Annotated in this window: 20 protein-coding genes and 1 other RNA gene; 8 read left to right on the top strand and 13 right to left on the bottom strand. The window is 31.5% G+C overall.

Annotation, left to right across the window (positions count from 1 at the left end; translation table 11 throughout):
* The first annotated feature begins 2 nt into the window (after positions 1–2).
* From AC0L3M_RS08075 to AC0L3M_RS08065, 3 genes are all read left to right on the top strand, one after another.
* On the top strand, positions 3–623 hold the full coding sequence (locus tag AC0L3M_RS08075; protein WP_473432446.1) for a thioredoxin family protein: 621 nt from the start codon (positions 3–5) through the stop codon (positions 621–623).
* A gap of 113 nt (positions 624–736) precedes the next feature.
* On the top strand, positions 737–1045 hold the full coding sequence (locus tag AC0L3M_RS08070; RefSeq protein ID WP_145002711.1) for a rhodanese-like domain-containing protein: 309 nt from the start codon (positions 737–739) through the stop codon (positions 1043–1045).
* A 10-nt stretch (positions 1046–1055) separates the two neighbouring features.
* On the top strand, positions 1056–1451 hold the full coding sequence (locus AC0L3M_RS08065) for a rhodanese-like domain-containing protein (protein WP_292949895.1): 396 nt from the start codon (positions 1056–1058) through the stop codon (positions 1449–1451).
* 45 nt (positions 1452–1496) lie between these two features.
* Here AC0L3M_RS08065 and AC0L3M_RS08060 read toward each other — a convergent pair whose 3' ends face one another.
* From AC0L3M_RS08060 to AC0L3M_RS08040, 5 genes are all read right to left on the bottom strand, one after another.
* Positions 1497–2474 (bottom strand): type I phosphomannose isomerase catalytic subunit, encoded by a 978-nt coding sequence (locus tag AC0L3M_RS08060; RefSeq protein ID WP_473432445.1) that lies wholly within the window; start codon positions 2472–2474, stop codon positions 1497–1499.
* 1 nt (position 2475) lies between these two features.
* Positions 2476–3609, bottom strand: coding sequence for a glycerate kinase (locus AC0L3M_RS08055; protein ID WP_473432444.1), 1134 nt, complete (start codon positions 3607–3609; stop codon positions 2476–2478).
* Between the two features lie 8 nt (positions 3610–3617).
* On the bottom strand, positions 3618–5225 hold the full coding sequence (locus tag AC0L3M_RS08050) for a sodium:solute symporter family protein (protein WP_292949890.1): 1608 nt from the start codon (positions 5223–5225) through the stop codon (positions 3618–3620).
* A 22-nt stretch (positions 5226–5247) separates the two neighbouring features.
* The gene (locus AC0L3M_RS08045; protein WP_473432443.1) at positions 5248–6558 is read right to left on the bottom strand and encodes an MGH1-like glycoside hydrolase domain-containing protein; all 1311 of its coding nucleotides are present in this window, start codon (positions 6556–6558) and stop codon (positions 5248–5250) included.
* 102 nt (positions 6559–6660) lie between these two features.
* Positions 6661–9327 carry a TonB-dependent receptor domain-containing protein gene (locus AC0L3M_RS08040; RefSeq protein ID WP_473432442.1) on the bottom strand — a complete coding sequence of 889 codons (2667 nt, stop codon included), beginning with the start codon at positions 9325–9327 and terminating at the stop codon, positions 6661–6663.
* 117 nt (positions 9328–9444) lie between these two features.
* On the opposite strand from AC0L3M_RS08040, the gene AC0L3M_RS08035 reads away from it, so the two are divergent.
* The gene (locus AC0L3M_RS08035) at positions 9445–10467 is read left to right on the top strand and encodes a LacI family DNA-binding transcriptional regulator (protein WP_473432441.1); all 1023 of its coding nucleotides are present in this window, start codon (positions 9445–9447) and stop codon (positions 10465–10467) included.
* Between the two features lie 36 nt (positions 10468–10503).
* On the opposite strand, the gene ssrA is transcribed toward AC0L3M_RS08035, so the two are convergent.
* Positions 10504–10898, bottom strand: a transfer-messenger RNA (tmRNA) gene (ssrA, locus tag AC0L3M_RS08030).
* Between the two features lie 135 nt (positions 10899–11033).
* Between ssrA and AC0L3M_RS08025 the strand changes: the two genes are divergently transcribed.
* The 3 genes from AC0L3M_RS08025 (at position 11034) to AC0L3M_RS08015 (ending at position 14991) form a co-directional block, all read left to right on the top strand.
* Positions 11034–11243, top strand: coding sequence for a hypervirulence associated TUDOR domain-containing protein (locus tag AC0L3M_RS08025; protein ID WP_473432440.1), 210 nt, complete (start codon positions 11034–11036; stop codon positions 11241–11243).
* A 60-nt stretch (positions 11244–11303) separates the two neighbouring features.
* Positions 11304–12509, top strand: a complete 1206-nt coding sequence (locus tag AC0L3M_RS08020; protein WP_473432439.1) for an NAD(P)-dependent oxidoreductase — start codon at positions 11304–11306, stop codon at positions 12507–12509.
* Between the two features lie 64 nt (positions 12510–12573).
* Positions 12574–14991 carry a peptidase associated/transthyretin-like domain-containing protein gene (locus AC0L3M_RS08015; RefSeq protein WP_473432438.1) on the top strand — a complete coding sequence of 806 codons (2418 nt, stop codon included), beginning with the start codon at positions 12574–12576 and terminating at the stop codon, positions 14989–14991.
* A gap of 37 nt (positions 14992–15028) precedes the next feature.
* Here the strand turns inward: AC0L3M_RS08015 and AC0L3M_RS08010 are convergent, their stop codons facing one another.
* Genes AC0L3M_RS08010 through AC0L3M_RS07980 form a run of 7 tightly spaced genes read right to left on the bottom strand, consistent with a single transcriptional unit; the run spans position 15029 to position 18623 of the window.
* Positions 15029–15703, bottom strand: a complete 675-nt coding sequence (locus tag AC0L3M_RS08010) for a DUF1361 domain-containing protein (protein ID WP_473432437.1) — start codon at positions 15701–15703, stop codon at positions 15029–15031.
* The gene (locus tag AC0L3M_RS08005; protein WP_473432436.1) at positions 15690–16073 is read right to left on the bottom strand and encodes a ribosomal maturation YjgA family protein; all 384 of its coding nucleotides are present in this window, start codon (positions 16071–16073) and stop codon (positions 15690–15692) included. The genes AC0L3M_RS08010 and AC0L3M_RS08005 overlap by 14 nt, the downstream gene beginning before the upstream one ends.
* The gene (locus AC0L3M_RS08000; RefSeq protein ID WP_473432435.1) at positions 16073–16702 is read right to left on the bottom strand and encodes a SanA/YdcF family protein; all 630 of its coding nucleotides are present in this window, start codon (positions 16700–16702) and stop codon (positions 16073–16075) included. The genes AC0L3M_RS08005 and AC0L3M_RS08000 overlap by 1 nt, the downstream gene beginning before the upstream one ends.
* A 1-nt stretch (position 16703) precedes the next feature.
* Positions 16704–17177 (bottom strand): Coq4 family protein, encoded by a 474-nt coding sequence (locus tag AC0L3M_RS07995; protein ID WP_292949833.1) that lies wholly within the window; start codon positions 17175–17177, stop codon positions 16704–16706.
* A 46-nt stretch (positions 17178–17223) separates the two neighbouring features.
* Entirely contained in the window at positions 17224–17517 is a 294-nt protein-coding gene (locus tag AC0L3M_RS07990; protein WP_473432434.1) for a winged helix-turn-helix domain-containing protein, read from the bottom strand.
* 33 nt (positions 17518–17550) lie between these two features.
* Positions 17551–18018, bottom strand: a complete 468-nt coding sequence (locus AC0L3M_RS07985; RefSeq protein WP_473432433.1) for a hypothetical protein — start codon at positions 18016–18018, stop codon at positions 17551–17553.
* Complete coding sequence (locus tag AC0L3M_RS07980) at positions 18015–18623, bottom strand: hypothetical protein (protein ID WP_473432432.1); 609 nt, start codon at positions 18621–18623, stop codon at positions 18015–18017. Before AC0L3M_RS07980 ends, AC0L3M_RS07985 begins: the two co-directional genes overlap by 4 nt.
* Positions 18624–18768: 145 nt before the next feature.
* On the opposite strand from AC0L3M_RS07980, the gene AC0L3M_RS07975 reads away from it, so the two are divergent.
* On the top strand, positions 18769–19143 hold the full coding sequence (locus tag AC0L3M_RS07975) for a hypothetical protein (RefSeq protein WP_473432431.1): 375 nt from the start codon (positions 18769–18771) through the stop codon (positions 19141–19143).

Genomic DNA, 19143 nt, shown 5'->3' with positions numbered 1-19143 from the left:
TTATGAAAAAAATTTTTAAATTAACCTTAGTGTTGGTCGTTTTAATAACGGTTAGTGCTTTTACAACAAAGACTAATAGTACTGATTCAGGATATAAAATAGGTGATGTGGCAACAGATTTTGAACTTGAAAATATTGATGGTAATGTGGTGTCTTTGTCAGATTTTGAAGATGCTAAAGGGTTTATAGTTGTATTTACCTGCAATACTTGTCCCTACGCTGTAGCTTATGAGGATAGAGTACAAGGTTTAAATAAAAAGTATGCAGATCTAGGTTATCCAGTAATTGCCATTATGCCTAATAATACAACCGTTAAACCAGGAGATAATATGGAAGCTATGAAAACTAGAGCTAAGGAAAAAGGATTTACTTTTCCTTATTTGATGGATGCTGGTCAGGATATTTATCCGCAATATGGAGCAACAAAAACACCACATGTGTATGTTTTGCAAAAAGAGCAAAAAGGAAATGTAGTTAAATATATTGGTGCAATTGATGATAATTATCAAGATGCAAATGCTGTAAAAACTAAGTATGTAGAAGATGCGGTTGATGCCCTATTAAATAATAAAGAAGTGAAAATTAACGAAACTAAAGCTATAGGTTGTTCTATTAAAGTTTAAAAAAAATAATCAATTATAATAAATAAAAATCCGAGATGTAACATTTCGGATTTTTTTACGTCTATATACTATATAAGTGTTAATTTTGTGCTAAAATAAATTGTATAAATATTATGGCAGATTTAATTCAATCGGATTGGGTAAACCAATTAGAAAAAGACGATAACGCAGTCATCCTTGATGTAAGAACAGATGAAGAGGTTGCAGAAGGAAAAATACCTAATGCAATACATATTGACATTTATAAAGGACAGGGTTTTATTTATGCTGTCGAGGAGTTAGATAAATCTAAGAATTTTTATGTGTATTGTAGATCAGGTGGAAGAAGTGCCCAAGCATGCGCAATAATGAATCAATTAGGATTTGATACTACTTATAATCTTCTAGGAGGATTTAGTGAGTGGTCAGGACCAGTTGAATAATAAAAAAGGTATGAAAAAAATAGCATTAGTATTAAGTTTGTGTTTAGTTTTTGTTGCACTGAGTTGTAAAAAAAATGTTGAAGGTGAAATAAAGGTTGTCTCTCCAGAGGAAATGCAAACACTATTGACTCTTGATAATGTTCAGTTTATAGATGTTAGGACACCAGCGGAATACAATTCTGGATATATTGCATCAGCACAGAATATAGATTTTATGTCGCCTACATTTGAGGATGATATTAAAACCTTAGATAGGGAAAAACCTGTACTATTGTATTGTCAAAAAGGCGGTAGAAGTGCTAAGTGTGCCGAAAAAATGATAGACTTAGGATTTAAAAAAATATATGATATGCAAGGTGGTTTCTCTAAATGGAAACATGATGGATTACCTTATAAAAAGAATTAACTAAAAATCCCAATCTGAAAAGATTGGGATTTTTTTTGCTAGATGTTACAAATGGACTTCAATTAGTTTAGCCGAATTTGCATGAATTGTTATTAGATTAATACAGGCAGGAATAATAATAGTTTGTCCCATTTTTAAGTTATAATTAGTAGCGTCGTCAGTCGTATTAATTATAACCTCTCCAAGAACACATATATAAATTATAAACGAATCTATTGCTGTAACATCCCTTGTTAACTTGGTGTTTAATTCGATTATATTAGTTTTAAAATACTCGGAAGTTACCAATTGACTTGGTGTGTTTAATATCTGATTGTAATCCGTTTTATATTTTTTGTAAAAATTGTAGTCTATAGCGTCTAAAGCTAGATTGGTGTGTAGCTCTCTTTTTTGTCCTGTTTTTTTGTCAACCCTATCATAATCATATATACGATAAGTAATATTTGAGGTTTGTTGGATTTCGGCAAGTAAAACACCTGCTCCAATTGCATGTACGCGTCCAGTAGGAATATAAAAGGTATCTCCAGATGTTACTGTTTCAGTATTTAAAATATCTTTTAAGGTGTTGTTTTTAAGGTGATTTACGTAGTCTTCTTTTTTGATTTTTTGATTAAAACCTACAATTAATTCGGCTTCATTTTCAGCTTGCATAACGTACCACATTTCATTTTTACCAAATGAATTATGTCTTTTTTCAGCTAACTGATTACTAGGATGGACTTGTATGGATAAAGGTGTTTTGGCATCAATAAATTTTATTAGCAACGGAAAGTTGTTGCCAAAGGTTTGATACACTTTGTGTCCTAGAAAATCACCTTTAAATGTCTTAATTAAATCTTTTAGCGTATTCCCTTTTAAATTGCCATTATTTACAATGGTTTGGTTATCCTCAACATCAGAAATCTCCCAAGATTCGCCTATGCTGTCTTGGGAGTAACTCTTATTTAATACCGACTTTAATTTGTTTCCTCCCCAAATACGGTAACTAAAAACTGGATTGAAAGTTAAGGGATATAATTTCATTTTATTTAAGTTGTTTGATGTGACCAATAAATTTTTTAGTCATAGTTTTAAGATGTATGTTAGTGTTTTGCATGGCGTCATCTAAGTTTTTTGCTTCGTTTATTATTTGTGAAGCATAATTAATTCCCATGTTTTTTAGTGCTTTTTCGTTAATGTCAATCGCACCACAAAAGACTGCTACATTAATATTATTTTTAGTTGAGGTATCTAAAACACCTTGAATGGTTTTTCCGGATAACGTTTGATTATCCAATTTGCCTTCTCCAGTTATAATCCAGTCTGCATTTGAAATTTGATTATCAAAATTTGATAACTGTTTAATTAATTTATTTCCGCTTTCAAGAGTTCCGTTTAAAAATATTTTAGAAGCAATTCCCATACCTCCTGCAGCTCCAGAGCCAGGTATGGACTGTGGATCTATTTTAAAGATTTGACTGATTAATTTTGAAAAATCTTTAAGTCCTTTATTAAGTAATAAAATATCTTGATGATTAGCTCCTTTTTGAGCAGCGTAAACGTAAGCAGCGCCTTTTTTACCATATAATGGATTAGTAACATCACAGGCTATTTTAAAATCTGTTGAAAAAATTTGTGGATTTGCTTGACTAACGTCAATGGATTTTATAGATGACAGGTTTTTGCCAATAGGGTTTACTGTTTCACCTTTTTTATCCAAAAAACGGTATCCTAATGCAGTTGCCATGCCAATACCACAATCGTTTGTAGCACTTCCACCAATACCAAGTATTATTTTTTTTGCACCTTTGTTTAAAGCGTCCAAAATAAGCTGGCCAGTTCCAAATGTGGAAGTTATTTTACAATCTAATTGCTCTGGTTTTAAAAGCTTTAAGCCTGAGGCTTCTGCCATTTCTATAAATGCAGTTTCATATTTAGGCGCATAAATATAGCTAGCCTCAATTGCTGTAAATAAAGGGTTGCACACTGTAGTCTTGATAGTTTCTCCATCTAAATAATGTTTGACAATGTCAATGGTACCATCTCCACCATCTGCTAATGGTAGTTTTACGATATTGGCATAAGGCAACTCTTTTTTAAGCTGTTTTTCAACGATATTACAAAACTCTAAACTGGTTAGCGAATTTTTAAACTTATCTGGAGCAATTACTATTTTCATGTTAACTTTTAATTTAAAATTTCACCAATAAAAATTGCAAACAGCACAATTAAAACAAAGTATGATAATAGTATAATGACTTCTTTTTTACCTGCTTTATAGACTTCAATATCTAAACCTGGTTTGGTTTCTTTTTTAATAACATAGCTTACAATTAAAGCTATTATAACAGTTACTAAACAACCTATTGCATTCCACCAAAACCAAAATATACTTGGTACATATAGCCATAAATACATATTGAATAACACACCTATAACGATACCAATATTAGCACCTAAAGCGTGCGTTTTTTTAGTTAGAATAGCTAATATGAAAGCAGCTAAAATGGGACCATAAAAAATTGAGCTTATTTTGTTAATAACCTCAATAACAGTTCCTTCTATACTTCCAGCGAAAAACGCAAAAAACAAACATACTAATCCCCAAAATACAGATAATAAACGTGAGTATTGTACGTATTTTTTGTCTGGCATATCAGGTTTAAATCGTTTTATAAAGTCTTCTAAGGTTACTGCAGATAATGAATTTACTGTGCTGCTTAAAGAGGACATTGCGGCAGACATTATTGCAACTATTAAAATACCGATGACACCATTTGGTAAGTATTTAATTATAAAAACAGGTACCATTAAGTCGGCTTTTTTACCTTCTAAACTTGTAATATTAGATTGGTAAACTGTATTTAATAACTCTTGAAAACTAGCGTCTTGTAGTAATAATGTTCCTAAAATTAATCCCATTATACAATAGGTTAATGTAATTGGGAATCTAAACAATCCATTAGCTAGTAATAATTTTTTTATGGTAGGTAATCCTTTTGCAGATAGCAGTCTTTGTGATTGTGTTTGATCTGTACCATAATAGGAAGCATACAAAAAGAAACCTCCAATTACCATTGGCCAAAAACCAAATTCGTCATTTTTATCAGCATTATTAAATCCCCATTTAGAAAAATCTACTGCAGTTAATCTGTCTTTATCAACAAGATTTATAAAATTATCATAACCACCTAGCTCGCTTAAACCATAAAATAAGCAAATAATTATACCAAAAAAGAGAATACACATTTGTATAACGTCTCCCCAAATTACAGCCTTCATTCCACCTTGAAAGGAGTATACCATGGTTATAACACCAATAATTAATATCGAAATCCAAAAGTCTATACCAATGGTAGCTTGTAAAATAAGTGCCATAGTATATACCATAACACCTGTTGCTACAGAGCGACTAATTTGAAAAACAAAACTAATAAGTAACCTTGAAGAGGCATCAAAACGACGTTCTAGATATTCATAAACACTAACAATACCAGAATTATATAAGGTAGGTATTATGGCAATTAGTAAAAACGCCATAGCTAAAGGTACACCAAACTCATAGGTTAACCATTGCAATCCACCACCTTCTTTTAAACCAACAAATGCTGGTGCAGATATAAAGCTAATAGCAGATAATTGGGTAGCCATAGTTGATAAACTTAACGGAAACCATCCCATTGATTGACCTCCAAGGAAGTAATCTTTAGAGTTTTTATTTTCTTTAAAGAAATACCCTATTCCTAAAAATCCTATTAAATATAATATGATAATGATGTAGTCTATATAATTCATGTGGTTAAAGCTAGTGGGTTATTTATTCATTTAATAAATCTATAAATAATGCAGCACTCCATGAAAAATTATGACCTCCATAACCTGCGTTACCATTTTTATGTTCTTCTTTTCTAGAATCAAAATACTCATAAAACCCATTGTTTTCAATAATCTCAATGGTATCTTGTTTCATTCTTTTGGCGATGTCATAAAAACCATATTGTTTTAACCCATAATATAACATCCAATTTAAATTAACCCAAACTGGACCTCTCCAATATTTTTTAGGATTAAACCTATCGCTAGTTGGATCAAATGATGCACACAGATATTGATCTGGGTTACCAAATTTTTCCATCATTATATCTACCATTTTTTCTGCTCTAACCTCACTTGGTAGATTAGCAAAAAGTGGTGCAAAAGAAGAGGATGATATGTGTTTTAATAATTTTTCGTTTCTTAAATCATAATGTACGTAAACACCTAGTTCTTCATCATAGAGTTTATTATTAAATGATTTAGTCCCTTTGTCTTGCCATTTTTGAAGTTGGTGTATCTTATCGTTATTATTTTTATTTCCTATAATACGATATAAATCTATTAGGCTTTGATTAGATTTTAAAAGTACTGCGTTAAATAATGGATCTTGAACTAAAAAGGGAGAAAGCTCTGCTATTTTTTGATCATTATAATTGTTTTGTTTGGCAATTTCAATAATGTGTAAATAATGGTCGTATTCTCTTTTAGAAGGTCTTTGTGCGGCATCAACATGTGTTGTGTCACGTCTTTCAAAAGTATATTCAGGAGGATTCATAGTGTCCCAAATATCATCCCAAATAGGAGAGTTGTCTGTACCTGATTCCCAGTTATGATATATGTAAACTAGACCTTCATCTTGAGGATCACGTTGGTTGTAAAAATATTCGTGATTTTTATACACTTTATCTATTACAGACTCTATAAATTTTAAAGTAGCGTCTCTATCCTTGCTAATACGGTATAAATCCTCTAAAACAAAACCAGTAACAGGAGGTTGAGTCATACCTGTAGATTTATATTTTTTGGAAGATTCTGGATGTAAATCTGAACGATGAAAATCAGGTCCAGGAAAATAGGTGTCCGTTTCGGTATGAAAAATAATATGAGGAATAAAACCATTACTCCATTGTGCATCAAGCAGTGTTTCTATTTCTTTTTCGGCTTTAGGCATGTCAAAATGAGCGAAACCAATTGCGATTAATCCAGAATCCCAGAACCATTGAAAAGGGTAAAGCTTTGCGCAGGGAATGCTAAATTTATCTTTCCAGTTATTGTTTAATACTGTAATAGCGTTGTTTTGTAAATCCTTCATATATATTAAAGATTGTAAGTTTTTTTGATTTTAAAAAAATAACCCATCACTTTACTTAGCAAAAAAAATGATGAGTTATATGACTAATTAAATTATTATAAATTAAAAGTTGAATGTTGCTGTTAAGAACATACGTCTAGGTAAGATTGGTCGTCCAACAAAAAACTCGCCATCTCCAGATTGACCAGCAATACCAGCTCTTGGGTTTCCTTCTGTAATTCCAGAACTATCAAATAAGTTAAATACAGATAATCCAAAACGTAAAGACGTATCTTCATTAGTTTGTATTGTGTAACCAGCACCTAATCTTGCAATTGTAATAGCATCTAACTCTACATTATTAGTGTCGTCAGTAAACTTTTTCCCTGTGTGGTTAACAGCAAAGCTTGCATCAAAAACTTTGTTATCGTAGTTAAGACCTAAGTTTCCTAAAAGGTTTGGTTGTCTTGCAATTTCATTACCTTCATTAATAGTACTTGTTGTACCATTGACTAAATCTTCAGTTTGATTAGTTGTAATTTCATGATCTTGGTATGTTAGCGTCCCAGAAACATTTAAATGCTCAGTAAATTTATATCTACCAGTTGCTTCAAGACCTAATGTTTGTGTTGATTGCTCACTTCTAGCTTGATCGACTAATTGACCTCCAGAAATAGCTTGATCTATGCGTATACGGTCGCTTAACCCAACATAGTATGCAGCCACAGAACCAGAAAATTTATCTGTTCCAAATTTGGCTCCCATTTCACCTTGTAAAATCGTTTCAGCCTCGTAATTGGTATCTCTTATTCCTGGAGTTGGACCAAAACCACGTTGTTGCGGAAAAAAGTATCCTTTTGAGAAGTTAGCATATAAGTTTGTGGCATCAGTTAGTTTGTATAAACCTGCTAATGATAATGCCCAATCTGTATCTTTAATTTCGCCAGTGGTAAAAGTACCATCAGCAAATTGAACGTTTTGTAAGTTAGTTGTTAAGTCAGCATTTTCATAAACTTGAGAGGTTTCTAATCCACCTCTTCTAAAGGTACCTGTTGTAGACTCTATACGGAATCCAACGTCAAAACGCCATCTGTCAAAAACCATTTCGTCTGTAAGGTAAAAGGCAGTTCTGCTTTGTGTTAGGAAATTATTGGCAGTCATACCAATTCTGTTATATAAACCACCTTCAGAATATATTACATTATTTCCTCCAGCGTCAGTGTAGCTTAAGTTTACTAATTGTGGATTATTATTAAATTCTGAAAGGACTCTATATTGATAGTTAACATCTTCAGCTTCTGTTCTGGCTAAGAATGTTCCAGCAGTATAGGTGTGTATTCCATCATCAGAATTTAATATAAAGCTAGCCTCTCCAGAATAATCTGTCATTGGTCTTAACCTATCTACGTGTAGGTTTTCTACCACTAAATCATTACCGTTAATTTGGTTACCAGCTCCACCTTGGTATGTTGCACTAAATGCGGTATTATCTGGTGCAATAGCAGCTACATAATCATTAATAGTAATTGGATTACCATAATCACCACTACCACCTACGTATAAAGCAAAATTGTGTTGGTAGTTGGCATATTTTACTTTTGATTTAAATTTTAGGTTGTCATTTAGGTTATAGTTAAAATCTGCTAAAATGTAACCACCTTTTGTGTAGACACCATCTTCAATAGGACTTTCATATACACCTCCTGGAGTTAAAAATGAAGTGTTTGCCAGTTCACCAGACAATAGTTGGCTTACTTCTTCACCATCGTTACCATTTAATCGTTCTCTAGACGCTCCATCTAATGGTAATGGTAAGTAAAATTGAGCTCTATCATTAATATATTGTCCATGCACTGTAAAGGATCCGTTTTCAAATTTTTGTTTGATATTACCTCTGAACTGCACTCCTTTTGTAGTTAAACCAGTTTCAATTGGACCATCATCTTTTCTAACAAAACCTGTAAAAGCGTAGTAAGTGTTAGAATCTTCGCTGCCTAATTGTCCACCAGTATAAAAGTCTGTTTTTAATCTACCGTCATTTCCCCATTCTACATTAATTAAATTTTCGTCATTAGAATCTCCAGTTTTACTTGTATAGTTAATTATACCAGCAACCGATCCAGCACCATAAAGTACAGCAGATCCACCTCTAACAAATTCGACACCTTTAAAACCAACATCAGGTCTAGCGTAAACATCATGTGCAGATGAGTTTAATCCAAACGTGCTCATAAGTGGCATACCATCGTATTGTAAAGGGTTAAAGACATATTGTCCACCAGAAGGTAAACCTCTAACAAAAAGGTTGGTTGCAGTTTCTCCACCACCACCTTCAGCAGTAATACCAGGTACATCTCTTAAAATATCTGCTTGACTGTTAGCCGATAGTCTAGTAATTTCTTTAATGCCTTTACTACTAATGGATAAAGGCGCTTGTTTTTGTGATCTAAAAGTAGAAGAAGCGGTAAGAACAATTTCATCTAAATTATTACCTTCTTGTAAGATAATATTAAGTGTCAATGGAGTACCGTTTAAATCTACTTTTTTAATCAAAGTAGTGTAGCCAATGTAAGATACTTGTAACTCCTTAGACCCTGTAAGTTCAGGTACCGTAAAACTAAAATTTCCGTCAAAATCTGTAGATGCTCCAACTTTTGAGTTAATAATTAAAATGTTAGCGTTTGGAATTGGTAATCCAGCTTTGTCTTTTACAGTTCCGGATATTTCTGTTTGTGCAAACATTGAAAAACAACAAAATAATAATAATAGTGTGGTGGTTAGTTTTTTCATTTTATTAAGAATTAGTTAATGTTAGGCTAATATAATTACGAATTAAGCATTGTTGTGTACTAAAAAGTACGATATTTGTATGCAAACGTTTGCGAAAACGTTTGAAATTTTATTTTTATGAAAAAAGAAGTTACCACTTTAAAAAAATTAGCTCAGACTTTAGAATTATCGATATCAACAGTTTCTAGAGCATTAAATGATCATCCAGACATTAGCTTGCAAACTAAAGAGAAGGTAAAGGCATTAGCGTTAAAATTAAATTATGTCCCTAACATTTTTGCCAAAGGTTTTAGAAATCATAGGTCTAATATTATTGGTGTTATCGTACCCAATATAACACATTACTTTACTACGACCATTGTTAGAGGTATTCTGGAAGAGGCCGAAAGTAAAGGGTTTAGGGTAATTATATCAGAATCTAATAATGATGTAGAAAAGCAAAAAGAGATGTTTAATACCATGATGCAATTTGGTGTGGATGGCATATTAGCCTCACTAACCAAACGTACAAGAGAAGTTGATCACATATTAGCAACGTTAAATACAATTCCAATTGTTTTATTTGATAAGGTTTCAAATAAAATTCCATGCACCCAAATTACAATTAACGATGAGGAAGCAGCCTATAATATAGTTGAACATTTAATTAATATTGGAAAAAAGCGAATAGCTATAATTAAGGAAGGTGAATATTCTTATAATTCGGAAAAACGGTATTCGGGTTATTTAAAAGCTTTGAAGGATAATAACCTTGAGCTAGATCCCAAAATGGTTATTAGTGTTGAGGATATATCAATGAAAGAGGGAAAAAGAATGACCAATATATTATTGAGTTCAAAAGTACGACCTGATGCTATTTTCGCGATTACAGATGGTGCAGCAATAGGCGTAATACAAACACTAAATAAGTTTAATGTAAAAATACCTGAAGAAATTGCAGTTGTTGGATTTAGTAATTCTGTTAACTCTATTATAATAGAACCCAAATTAACCACAGTAGATCAACCTGGAGAAAAAATAGGACGTACAGCAGTACAATATCTTATAAATGAAATTAATGTACCTGAAGATAATATTACTAGTAAGTTAGTTGAAATTAAAAGTAATATAGTAATTAGGGATTCTTCTTTTAGGTCATAAAAAAAACGCCCTGAAATCTATGCTTCAGAGCGTTTAAAGTGGAGTCGGAGAGAATCGAACTCTCGTCCAAACAAGTAACCAAAAGGCTTTCTACACGTTTATTCTTTTCTTAGGTTTTCGATTAAAAGCTGGTTAAAGACAACCCACTTTTAACTTATCTTTTTTAGTTTCAACAAAGCATCAAAGCGCTACTAAGTCTATATTGACATTTTCGATGCCTCAAATGGAACGCTGTCAATCAAAGCTTTCCGGAGACATAAAGCTCGTACACCTTGTGTACCGAGGCTTAATCCTACTATAATTCGGATTAGGCAGCTAAAGCGTAGTTATTCTCGCCGATTAAAAAGTTGATCAAGTGTTTAACGAGTACAAAATCATTACTCGACGTGCTTACAATTTAATTAATCTCGCTGTCAAAACCAGTCGACCCCATTTTAATAAATTGTGTTATTTATTGGATTGCAAAATTACTAAAAATTATAATGCAAAGGTTGTACCATTTAAGATTTATAATAAACTTAAGATAATATTAAGTCATATTTTTTAAATTGAAATAAAAAGTAGAGATGATAAAAACAGGAACAGAAGTACAATGGGATTGGGGAGATGGAACTGCTAAAGGAAAAGTAGAAGAAACCTACACTAAAAAAATAACAAAAACTATTAAAGGTACCAAAGTGACCAGAGATGGGACTTCTGGTAACAAAGCGCTTTTTATAAAGCAAACGGATGGTGACTACGTTTTAAAAAGCGAAAACGAAGTAAAGCGTGTATAGTAAATTTGATTTGCTAAACCCTAATATTAAAGGTAATTTAGCAAGAATAAATTTAGATATATGAAATTTGCAATTATAAAAGAACGTAAAAATCCACCAGATAGACGTGTCGTGTTTTCTCCTAATGACTTAAAAGATTTAAAAACTTCCTTTCCACAAGCAGAAGTAATGATTGAGGCATCGGACATTCGTGTGTTTAATGATGCCGAATATGAAAAAAATGGCTTTCAGATTTTTGATGACGTTTCAGATGCAGATGTTATGTTTGGTGTAAAAGAAGTGCCAATAGAAGCGCTTATTCCTAATAAAAAATATTTTTTCTTCAGTCATACAATAAAAAAACAGCCCTATAATAGAGCGCTTTTAAAAGCTATCCTTGATAAGAATATTGAAATGTATGATCACGAAACAATTGTTAGACAAAATGGCGCAAGACTAATTGGTTTTGGACGTTATGCTGGTTTGGTAGGTGCTTACAATGGTTTTAGAGCCTTAGGACTTCGTGATAATTTATTTACACTACCTAAAGTAGAGCACTTAAAAGATTTAGATGAAGTAAAAAGCGAACTGGATAAAATTAAATTACCCAACATAAAAATTGTGCTTTCTGGTGCTGGTAAAGTAGCTAAAGGCGCACAAGAAATTTTAGATCATCTTAAAATTAAGCAAGTCAGTGATGCTTTATACTTAACCTCTAATTTTACTGAGCCTGTTTATTGCTTAATTGATGTTATGGAATATAGTAAGCGTAAGGATGGTAAAGTTGGTAATAAAGGACAGTTTTATAAAGATCCTTCAGGTTACGAAAGTAATTTTATGCCTTATGCTAAACAAACAGACTTTTTTATAGCAGGTCACTTTTATGGTGATGGAGCTCCTTATTTATTTACAAGAGAAGATGCAAGGCATCCAGATTTTAAAATTAACTTAATAGCCGATATTTCTTGCGATATTGATGGACCTGTAGCATCAACAATCCGTCCATCTACTATTGCTGACCCTTTTTATGGTTATAATGCTAAAACTGAAAAAGAAGTAGCTTATAATGATAAAGATGCAATAACTGTAATGGCAGTAGATAATTTACCTTGCGAATTACCAAAAGATGCAAGTGAAGGTTTTGGAGAGATGTTTTTAAAACATGTTATTCCTGCGTTTTTTAATAATGATGCAGATGGTGTTTTAAAAAGAGCTAAAATTACCGAAAATGGTAAATTGACTAAAAGATTTAGTTATTTACAAAACTACGTAGACGGTAAAGAGTAATATCAAGTTAGGACTTTTTGGCCTTAATCTGTTATATTAATATAACCATTACAAAACTTAAAAGATGAAAAAACTAAAGTTTATAGTATCATTATTTGTTGTTTTATTAATTTTTTCTTGCGAAAAAGACAATAATATTCCGTTAAATCAACAACAAGTAGATGGTCAAGCTGGCAATCCTTTTTTAGAAAATTTTGGAGCATCTATGGATGCAAGATTTATAGGAAGGGTTATAAATGAAGAAGGTGACCCAATTATTGGAGCTAGTATTAACGTCGGTAATATGATGACTGTAACAGATGCAAACGGAGTGTTTTCTGTGGAGTCTGCAACGGTTTATGAAAAATTCGCCTATATAAAAGCGTCTAAAGTTGGTTTTATTAATGGTTCTAGATCCTTAGTACCTACAAGTGGTGTCAACCAAGTAGACATTATGTTATTGGATGCCGATCCAAATGCTACAATTGGAGCAGGTCAACCTTTTAATATTGGCTTGCCAAACGGAACTTCTGTTAATTTTTCAGGTGATTTTGAAACTGAAAATGGTTTTGAGTATTTAGGAAATGTTCAGGTTGTTTTAAGACATTTAAATCCGGATAATGAGGTTATGGCTTTGCAAATGCCAGGAGCTTTAATAGCAGAAAATACGAGTGGTAATTTACAAGCTTTAGAAACTTATGGTATGATAGCTGTTAAGTTAATCGGAGAAAATGGTGAGGTTTTAAATATAGCAGAAGGTACCACTGCAGAATTATCTGTTCCTGTGCCAACTAATGCTACTAATCCTCCGGAAACAATACCATTATGGTATTTTGACGAAACATATGGATATTGGAAGGAAGAGGGTACAGCTGTTTTACAGGGCAATAAATACGTTGGAGAGGTATCCCATTTTAGTTTTTGGAACTGTGACATTGCTTTTGATACCGTTCAACTATGTATTACTGTAGTGGATGATAATAACAATCCTTTGCCTAATACCATTGTACAATTGCAACGCGAATCGGTATCTTGGACATCTGCAACCACAGGGTACACTAATGCAAATGGTGAAGTTTGTGGTATTATTCCTGCTAACGAAACATTAACAGTAACCATTCCGGATTTTGGTTGTATTGATAATGATTATACTGAGAGTGTTGGACCGTTTGATATGGACACTAATCTGACCATAACAGTATCAGACAGTAATGCACAAACGACTAATGTAACTGGTGTTTTTAACGATTGTTCTGGCACTCCAGCTACAAATGGTTATGTCTTTTTAAATTATAATAATTCTGTTTCTATTATTCCAATAACCGACGGAATCTTAGATTTATCTATTGATTATTGTTTGACAGATACCGAGTATACCATGCAGTTTTTTGATATAACAAACAATCAATCTACAACTTTTGTAACAGGTAATTTTACAGTTCCTATAACAGATTTAGGTACGCAAATGTCTTGTACAACACTTTTGGATGCAGATGCAGATGGTGTGTTAGATTTTAATGAAGACCTAAATGCTAATGGCGATTATACTGATGATGATACAGATCAAGATGGTATACCTGACTATTTAGATGCTGATGATGATGGTGATGGTGTTGATACTATTGATGAGGATTATGATAGTGATGGAGATCCAATGAATGACGATAGTGATGGTGACACGATACCAGATTATTTAGATAATTTAGATGTCTTAATTTACGCAACAGAGGTTTCAGGGACAGGTTGTATCCCATCATTAATTTTCGATTTTGATAATATTGTTTCAGAGGTTTATTTTGAATTAATTAATAATACATATACTTTTTACTTAACTGAAGCTGATGCATTATCTGATGTTAATCCATTGGCTAGTCCTTTTATTGATGATGGTACCACTCAAATTATTTATGTAAAAGCGGTTAATACAATAACAAATCAATTTGATATTGCAGAAGTATACTTGTATCAGGAATATTTAGACACAGATGGTGATGGATTAACAGATTGCGAAGAGTTATCAGGTATTGATAGTGACCTTTCTATTTGTAATCCAAACGGTAATATAACAGATCCTAATGCAGCAGATAGTGATGGAGATGGTTTTGATGATTGTATTGAAGCTGGTAATGGTACTGATCCAAATGATGCCACTAGTGTACCAACTAGCCCAAGTATAATTGTAAATGATCAAACGGTAACAGAAGGAGATATTGTGGAATATGCTTTTACTTTATCTAGTCCAGCAATCGATGATATTATTATTAATTTTGAAATTGTTTCTGATATTGTAGATTTTGATGATTATGAAATTGAAGGTATTTATGGTAATAACAATATTAATTTTACCATTGAAGCAGGTAGCTCAAGTGGTGTATTTGCAATTGTAATTACAGATGATACAGAAGTTGAAGGGACTGAAGATTTTACTGTCATAGGAACATTATTAAGTGGATCTGCAAGTGCGATAGGAGAAGCGACGATTTCAATTATAGATAATGATTAAAATTAATTTCATATTTAATTAGTATAAAAAAAGCTTCCTAATGGGAAGCTTTTTTGTTTGTAAAGTAATTTGTTTTTATGGCGTAATAACAGACCCATAAAAACAATCCAAATACAATTGTAAATAGCCACGCTGTGTAATTTAAATTTGGGTTAAGTATTATAAATACTGTTGTTTCTAATATAGTCCATGGTTTATTTAATACTTCCCAAGAATTAAATCTTAAAAAGCGACCTAAGTAAACTCCAAAACCAACTAATATAAATAACAACGGAATACTGAATGCAACAATATGTTTTTCGACGTAAGTCTTAAAAATAATTTCCATGGTCCAAACAGATTTAAAAAACAAAATTAATCCGGTAATAGCAAACATGATGATAATTAACGTGTCTATCCAGAGTAAATGGTGACTACTATATTTTAAATGAAATAAGTCCGTAACTATATAAGGTGCGTTTGGTAAAAATAGTAACCATAGTATACTGTTAGTAATTAGAGTTGATGATTTTATGTGTTTAAGAGTTGCCAAATAACTACTTATTAAATAGGGTAGTCCTGCTAAAAATAAATTCCAAATTAAAAATAAATAGTAGTAATTATTAGTTAATTTAATTCTTATTAGTAATAAAGTTAAACTAAAAAAAGTTAGTAATATTATAGATAATATGGTTTGATATTCTGCCTGGATGATTTGTTTAATTGTTTTCATTAGTGATGTAATTTAGATCTATAAAATAGATAGTGATAATACCTAATGTATATGCGACTAAGTCTGCTACACTAAAGTGACTGCCAAGCATGATTGAGGCTATTTTGTTATGTTTTAAATGTAATGTTTCAAGTAGATTTGTAAGTTGGGCAAACTCAATACAAAAAGAAATGGCTAATGCCCAAATTGAAGCCTGAATACAATGTATTTTAAAAATGCTTTTTAGGCCACAATAGACTAATATAGAAGCCAGAAAATCGCCAACTGTAAATCGTATAAAACCATTTTTTAAGTAGTATGCAATTGCAATTTCTGTTAATAGTATAATTAGTGTTAGCGCTAAAAATTTAGTGTCAATTTTTATTGTCATTATAAGCTTATTTTTGGACCCAAAAACTTAGGTTGTGTATTAATAATAACATCTATAATTGCTTTGGTACGTGCTAAGTACTCTCTTGCTTTGGTGCGTAAACCGTATCGCCTTTTTACATCTTTAGCGTTAAAGGCAATAACGTTTAAATTATAGTGTTGTGCTAAATATATGGCACGTTGGTTATGAAATTTTTGTGAGATTATTGTAAAACTATCCAAACCAAATATTTTGTTGGCTCTAATAACAGAATCTAATGTTCTAAATCCAGCATAGTCTAATATTATCTTATCTTCAGGAATACCAAGATTGATAAGGTCTTGTTTAAATGTTGAAGGTTCGTCATAATAACTAGTACTGTTATCTCCACTAATTAAAATACGTTCAACTTTTTTATTTTTGTAAAGTAAATAAGCAGCGTCCAAGCGGTATTTGTAATATATGTTTATAGTGTTATTACTAGTGTATTTGCTGGTGCATAGTAATAAACCTACCTGGTTTTTAGGCATTGCGTTTACGTCATTATAAAGTTTGTCTTTAGCGGTATAATTAATATAAAAGTGCGCCATAAATATGGCGATTACCATTATAGTTATGGCAATAATTATAAGTTTGATATAGGTTTTCATTTTAATTATTTAGATTAATAAATATAGAGCTTCTTAAAGTGCTAACTGAGGTGTTTAGTAATCCTTTATAATTTAGATTGTAAAAGACATTTGCATTTTTGCCTATGCGATAGGATTTTATATAATACTTCCAATATTCTGGTAATATTATGGAGCCTATAGTAATCACGCCAAACAAGTATATGCTGCGTTTACCATTACCAAAGCAAAGGTATTGTAAGGCTATTTCGTCTTTCTCAGTGGTATTATAGCCAGTCATTACGTGGTAGGCGTCGTGACGTTCTACTTTTGGAATTAACTCAAACCCATTGTGTTGTAAAAACAGACCTAAATGATAACCAAAGGTGTCTTTTGGAAATTGTAGTAATTGTTGTTTTTTTATATGCCAAGGTTTGTTTTTTTTGAAGTATTTGGTGTAAATATGTTGTGTTATTTTAAATAACCATGCGATTAATTGTTTACGTTGTGTTTTCATATTTCAAAGTGCTTTGTTTTTCAAAGTAAATAGATAAAAAAATAGATTACTGTTTTTTGATTAATTTTTCAAGTGCATTAATGTGTTTTTTAAATTCGACTTGACCTAACTTAGTAACACTATAGCGTGTGTTTGGTTTTCGATCTATAAATTGTTTTTCTACAGTGATATAATCTGCTTTTTCTAATGCTTTAGTGTGACTTGCTAAATTACCATCTGTCGCATCTAATAACGCTTTTAGGGTTTTAAAATCTGCGTACTCATTTACCATTAAAACAGACATAATTCCTAGCCTAATCCTATGGTCAAATACTTTATTTATGTTGGTTATTATACTCATTTTATATTATGCGAAAATAGGAATCTTTGCTAATTAATCTGTTATCATAAACTTTTTAACTTTTGCTACCACATTGTTTTTAAAAGTGATTTGTAAACTATGAAATTGAACACCAAAGCCTGCACTAGATATTCCTAAATCATAAACCCACTGATTATCACTAGTACTATTAGAAGGATTTCCTAGAAGCGTAACAACTTCAGACTTGTTTTTTAGTTTTAAAATTTGATTATTAATTATGTCATCTCTCATTTTATATCTTGATGTTGTTTCTGTACGCCATTTTTGTTTATTAAATGTAGACTCTGGTATATACTCTATATAACTTATCAATAATAATATTAAACCATAATACGCTAAAGGAGTACTAATGATACTTATAACTATAGCTGTAATTTTGGCTTTTTTTAAATTTTTATTGTACTTTTTTACAGCCCAGAAAGTCGTGTAAAATATTACTATAGCTATGATTGTTAATATAATGGGAACTTCGATACTCATTTTTTATCGTATTTAAAATGCATATAAGTACCATAAATAATGTGCATAAAGCCAAAACCAATAACCCAAATCCAAAAGCCATAACCAGGATAAAGTGTTGCTGTAAGTCCCAAAATAATTTCGGTATAGCCCAAATATTTTATGTTTCCAATACTATATTTAGAGGCATTTATTAATGCCAAACCATAAAATATTAGCATTAAACCACCTGTTTGACCATAGCGACCTTGGCTAAGTATTATTAAAATATATAAACCACCAACGACTAACGGAATTAGAAAATTAAATATTAATCGTCTTGATGAGGTGTCCCAAATTTTTTCGCCATTTGCTTTTGCTTTTTTTGTAGTTAAATAAATACCAGTAACAATACTTAAAAAAGCAACCATAAATAGTATAAATAATATGGTTTTAAAAACCCATCCATCCAATAATAATGTACCATAACTATAAGTGGTTACGTAATAATAGGTCATTGCAGCTCCTACAAGTGCATAGATACCAGCTAAAATCCCAGATAAACCACTTAGCGAAATAAATCTAGAGGACTTATTCATAAGGTTTTTAATCTCGCTGATATCTTTTAAATAATCTTTGTCGCTCATAATTAAAGTACTTTGAATTACAAAGTAAGTCTAATTAATTAGAATATAAAAGTTAAAGGTTTATTAATTTTCATTTTAACATTTGCCCAAGACATGGTTTATTTTTGCTAAATTTATAATCTAACCAATTTAAACAAAATAAATCATGGCATTAACAGGATTACTATTAGACATTGCAAACATTTCAGGAGGCTTATTATTAGGATTAGCAACCTTAGACAAATGGGATGGCGAAGCTAATTTTTTTAATAAAATAGCAGGTGTTTTGGCACCTTTTCAAACCGTAATTGGTGGAGCACTAGTTGTATTACCAATTTTAATTATACTTGGAGGAGGGTTTGGTATTTTTAGTATTGTAAGTATTATTGGAGGTATATTATTGTTAACTCACGTATTTGGAAAAGTACCTGCTTTAGAAGAGACATTAAGAAAAATATCAGACAAGTTAATGCCTTTTAAAGCTATTATAGGTGTAGCATTATTAGCTATTGGTGTGCTTAGCTTACTACATATATTATAG

It is taken from the genome of Olleya sp. KJ81-1 (assembly GCF_055808135.1).
The sequence above is the reverse complement of the archived record's forward strand: the minus strand, read 5'-3'. Positions and strand labels throughout refer to the sequence as shown.

What these genes read in the sequence shown, in the direction of transcription:
- AC0L3M_RS08075 (WP_473432446.1), top strand. Translation starts at nt 3, where the DNA reads ATGAAAAAAATTTTTAAATTAACCTTAGTGTTGGTCGTTTTAATAACG.
- AC0L3M_RS08070 (WP_145002711.1), top strand. Translation starts at nt 737, where the DNA reads ATGGCAGATTTAATTCAATCGGATTGGGTAAACCAATTAGAAAAAGAC.
- AC0L3M_RS08065 (WP_292949895.1), top strand. Translation starts at nt 1,056, where the DNA reads ATGAAAAAAATAGCATTAGTATTAAGTTTGTGTTTAGTTTTTGTTGCA.
- AC0L3M_RS08060 (WP_473432445.1), bottom strand. Translation starts at nt 2,474, where the DNA reads ATGAAATTATATCCCTTAACTTTCAATCCAGTTTTTAGTTACCGTATT.
- AC0L3M_RS08055 (WP_473432444.1), bottom strand. Translation starts at nt 3,609, where the DNA reads ATGAAAATAGTAATTGCTCCAGATAAGTTTAAAAATTCGCTAACCAGT.
- AC0L3M_RS08050 (WP_292949890.1), bottom strand. Translation starts at nt 5,225, where the DNA reads ATGAATTATATAGACTACATCATTATCATATTATATTTAATAGGATTT.
- AC0L3M_RS08045 (WP_473432443.1), bottom strand. Translation starts at nt 6,558, where the DNA reads ATGAAGGATTTACAAAACAACGCTATTACAGTATTAAACAATAACTGG.
- AC0L3M_RS08040 (WP_473432442.1), bottom strand. Translation starts at nt 9,327, where the DNA reads ATGAAAAAACTAACCACCACACTATTATTATTATTTTGTTGTTTTTCA.
- AC0L3M_RS08035 (WP_473432441.1), top strand. Translation starts at nt 9,445, where the DNA reads ATGAAAAAAGAAGTTACCACTTTAAAAAAATTAGCTCAGACTTTAGAA.
- AC0L3M_RS08025 (WP_473432440.1), top strand. Translation starts at nt 11,034, where the DNA reads ATGATAAAAACAGGAACAGAAGTACAATGGGATTGGGGAGATGGAACT.
- AC0L3M_RS08020 (WP_473432439.1), top strand. Translation starts at nt 11,304, where the DNA reads ATGAAATTTGCAATTATAAAAGAACGTAAAAATCCACCAGATAGACGT.
- AC0L3M_RS08015 (WP_473432438.1), top strand. Translation starts at nt 12,574, where the DNA reads ATGAAAAAACTAAAGTTTATAGTATCATTATTTGTTGTTTTATTAATT.
- AC0L3M_RS08010 (WP_473432437.1), bottom strand. Translation starts at nt 15,703, where the DNA reads ATGAAAACAATTAAACAAATCATCCAGGCAGAATATCAAACCATATTA.
- AC0L3M_RS08005 (WP_473432436.1), bottom strand. Translation starts at nt 16,073, where the DNA reads ATGACAATAAAAATTGACACTAAATTTTTAGCGCTAACACTAATTATA.
- AC0L3M_RS08000 (WP_473432435.1), bottom strand. Translation starts at nt 16,702, where the DNA reads ATGAAAACCTATATCAAACTTATAATTATTGCCATAACTATAATGGTA.
- AC0L3M_RS07995 (WP_292949833.1), bottom strand. Translation starts at nt 17,177, where the DNA reads ATGAAAACACAACGTAAACAATTAATCGCATGGTTATTTAAAATAACA.
- AC0L3M_RS07990 (WP_473432434.1), bottom strand. Translation starts at nt 17,517, where the DNA reads ATGAGTATAATAACCAACATAAATAAAGTATTTGACCATAGGATTAGG.
- AC0L3M_RS07985 (WP_473432433.1), bottom strand. Translation starts at nt 18,018, where the DNA reads ATGAGTATCGAAGTTCCCATTATATTAACAATCATAGCTATAGTAATA.
- AC0L3M_RS07980 (WP_473432432.1), bottom strand. Translation starts at nt 18,623, where the DNA reads ATGAGCGACAAAGATTATTTAAAAGATATCAGCGAGATTAAAAACCTT.
- AC0L3M_RS07975 (WP_473432431.1), top strand. Translation starts at nt 18,769, where the DNA reads ATGGCATTAACAGGATTACTATTAGACATTGCAAACATTTCAGGAGGC.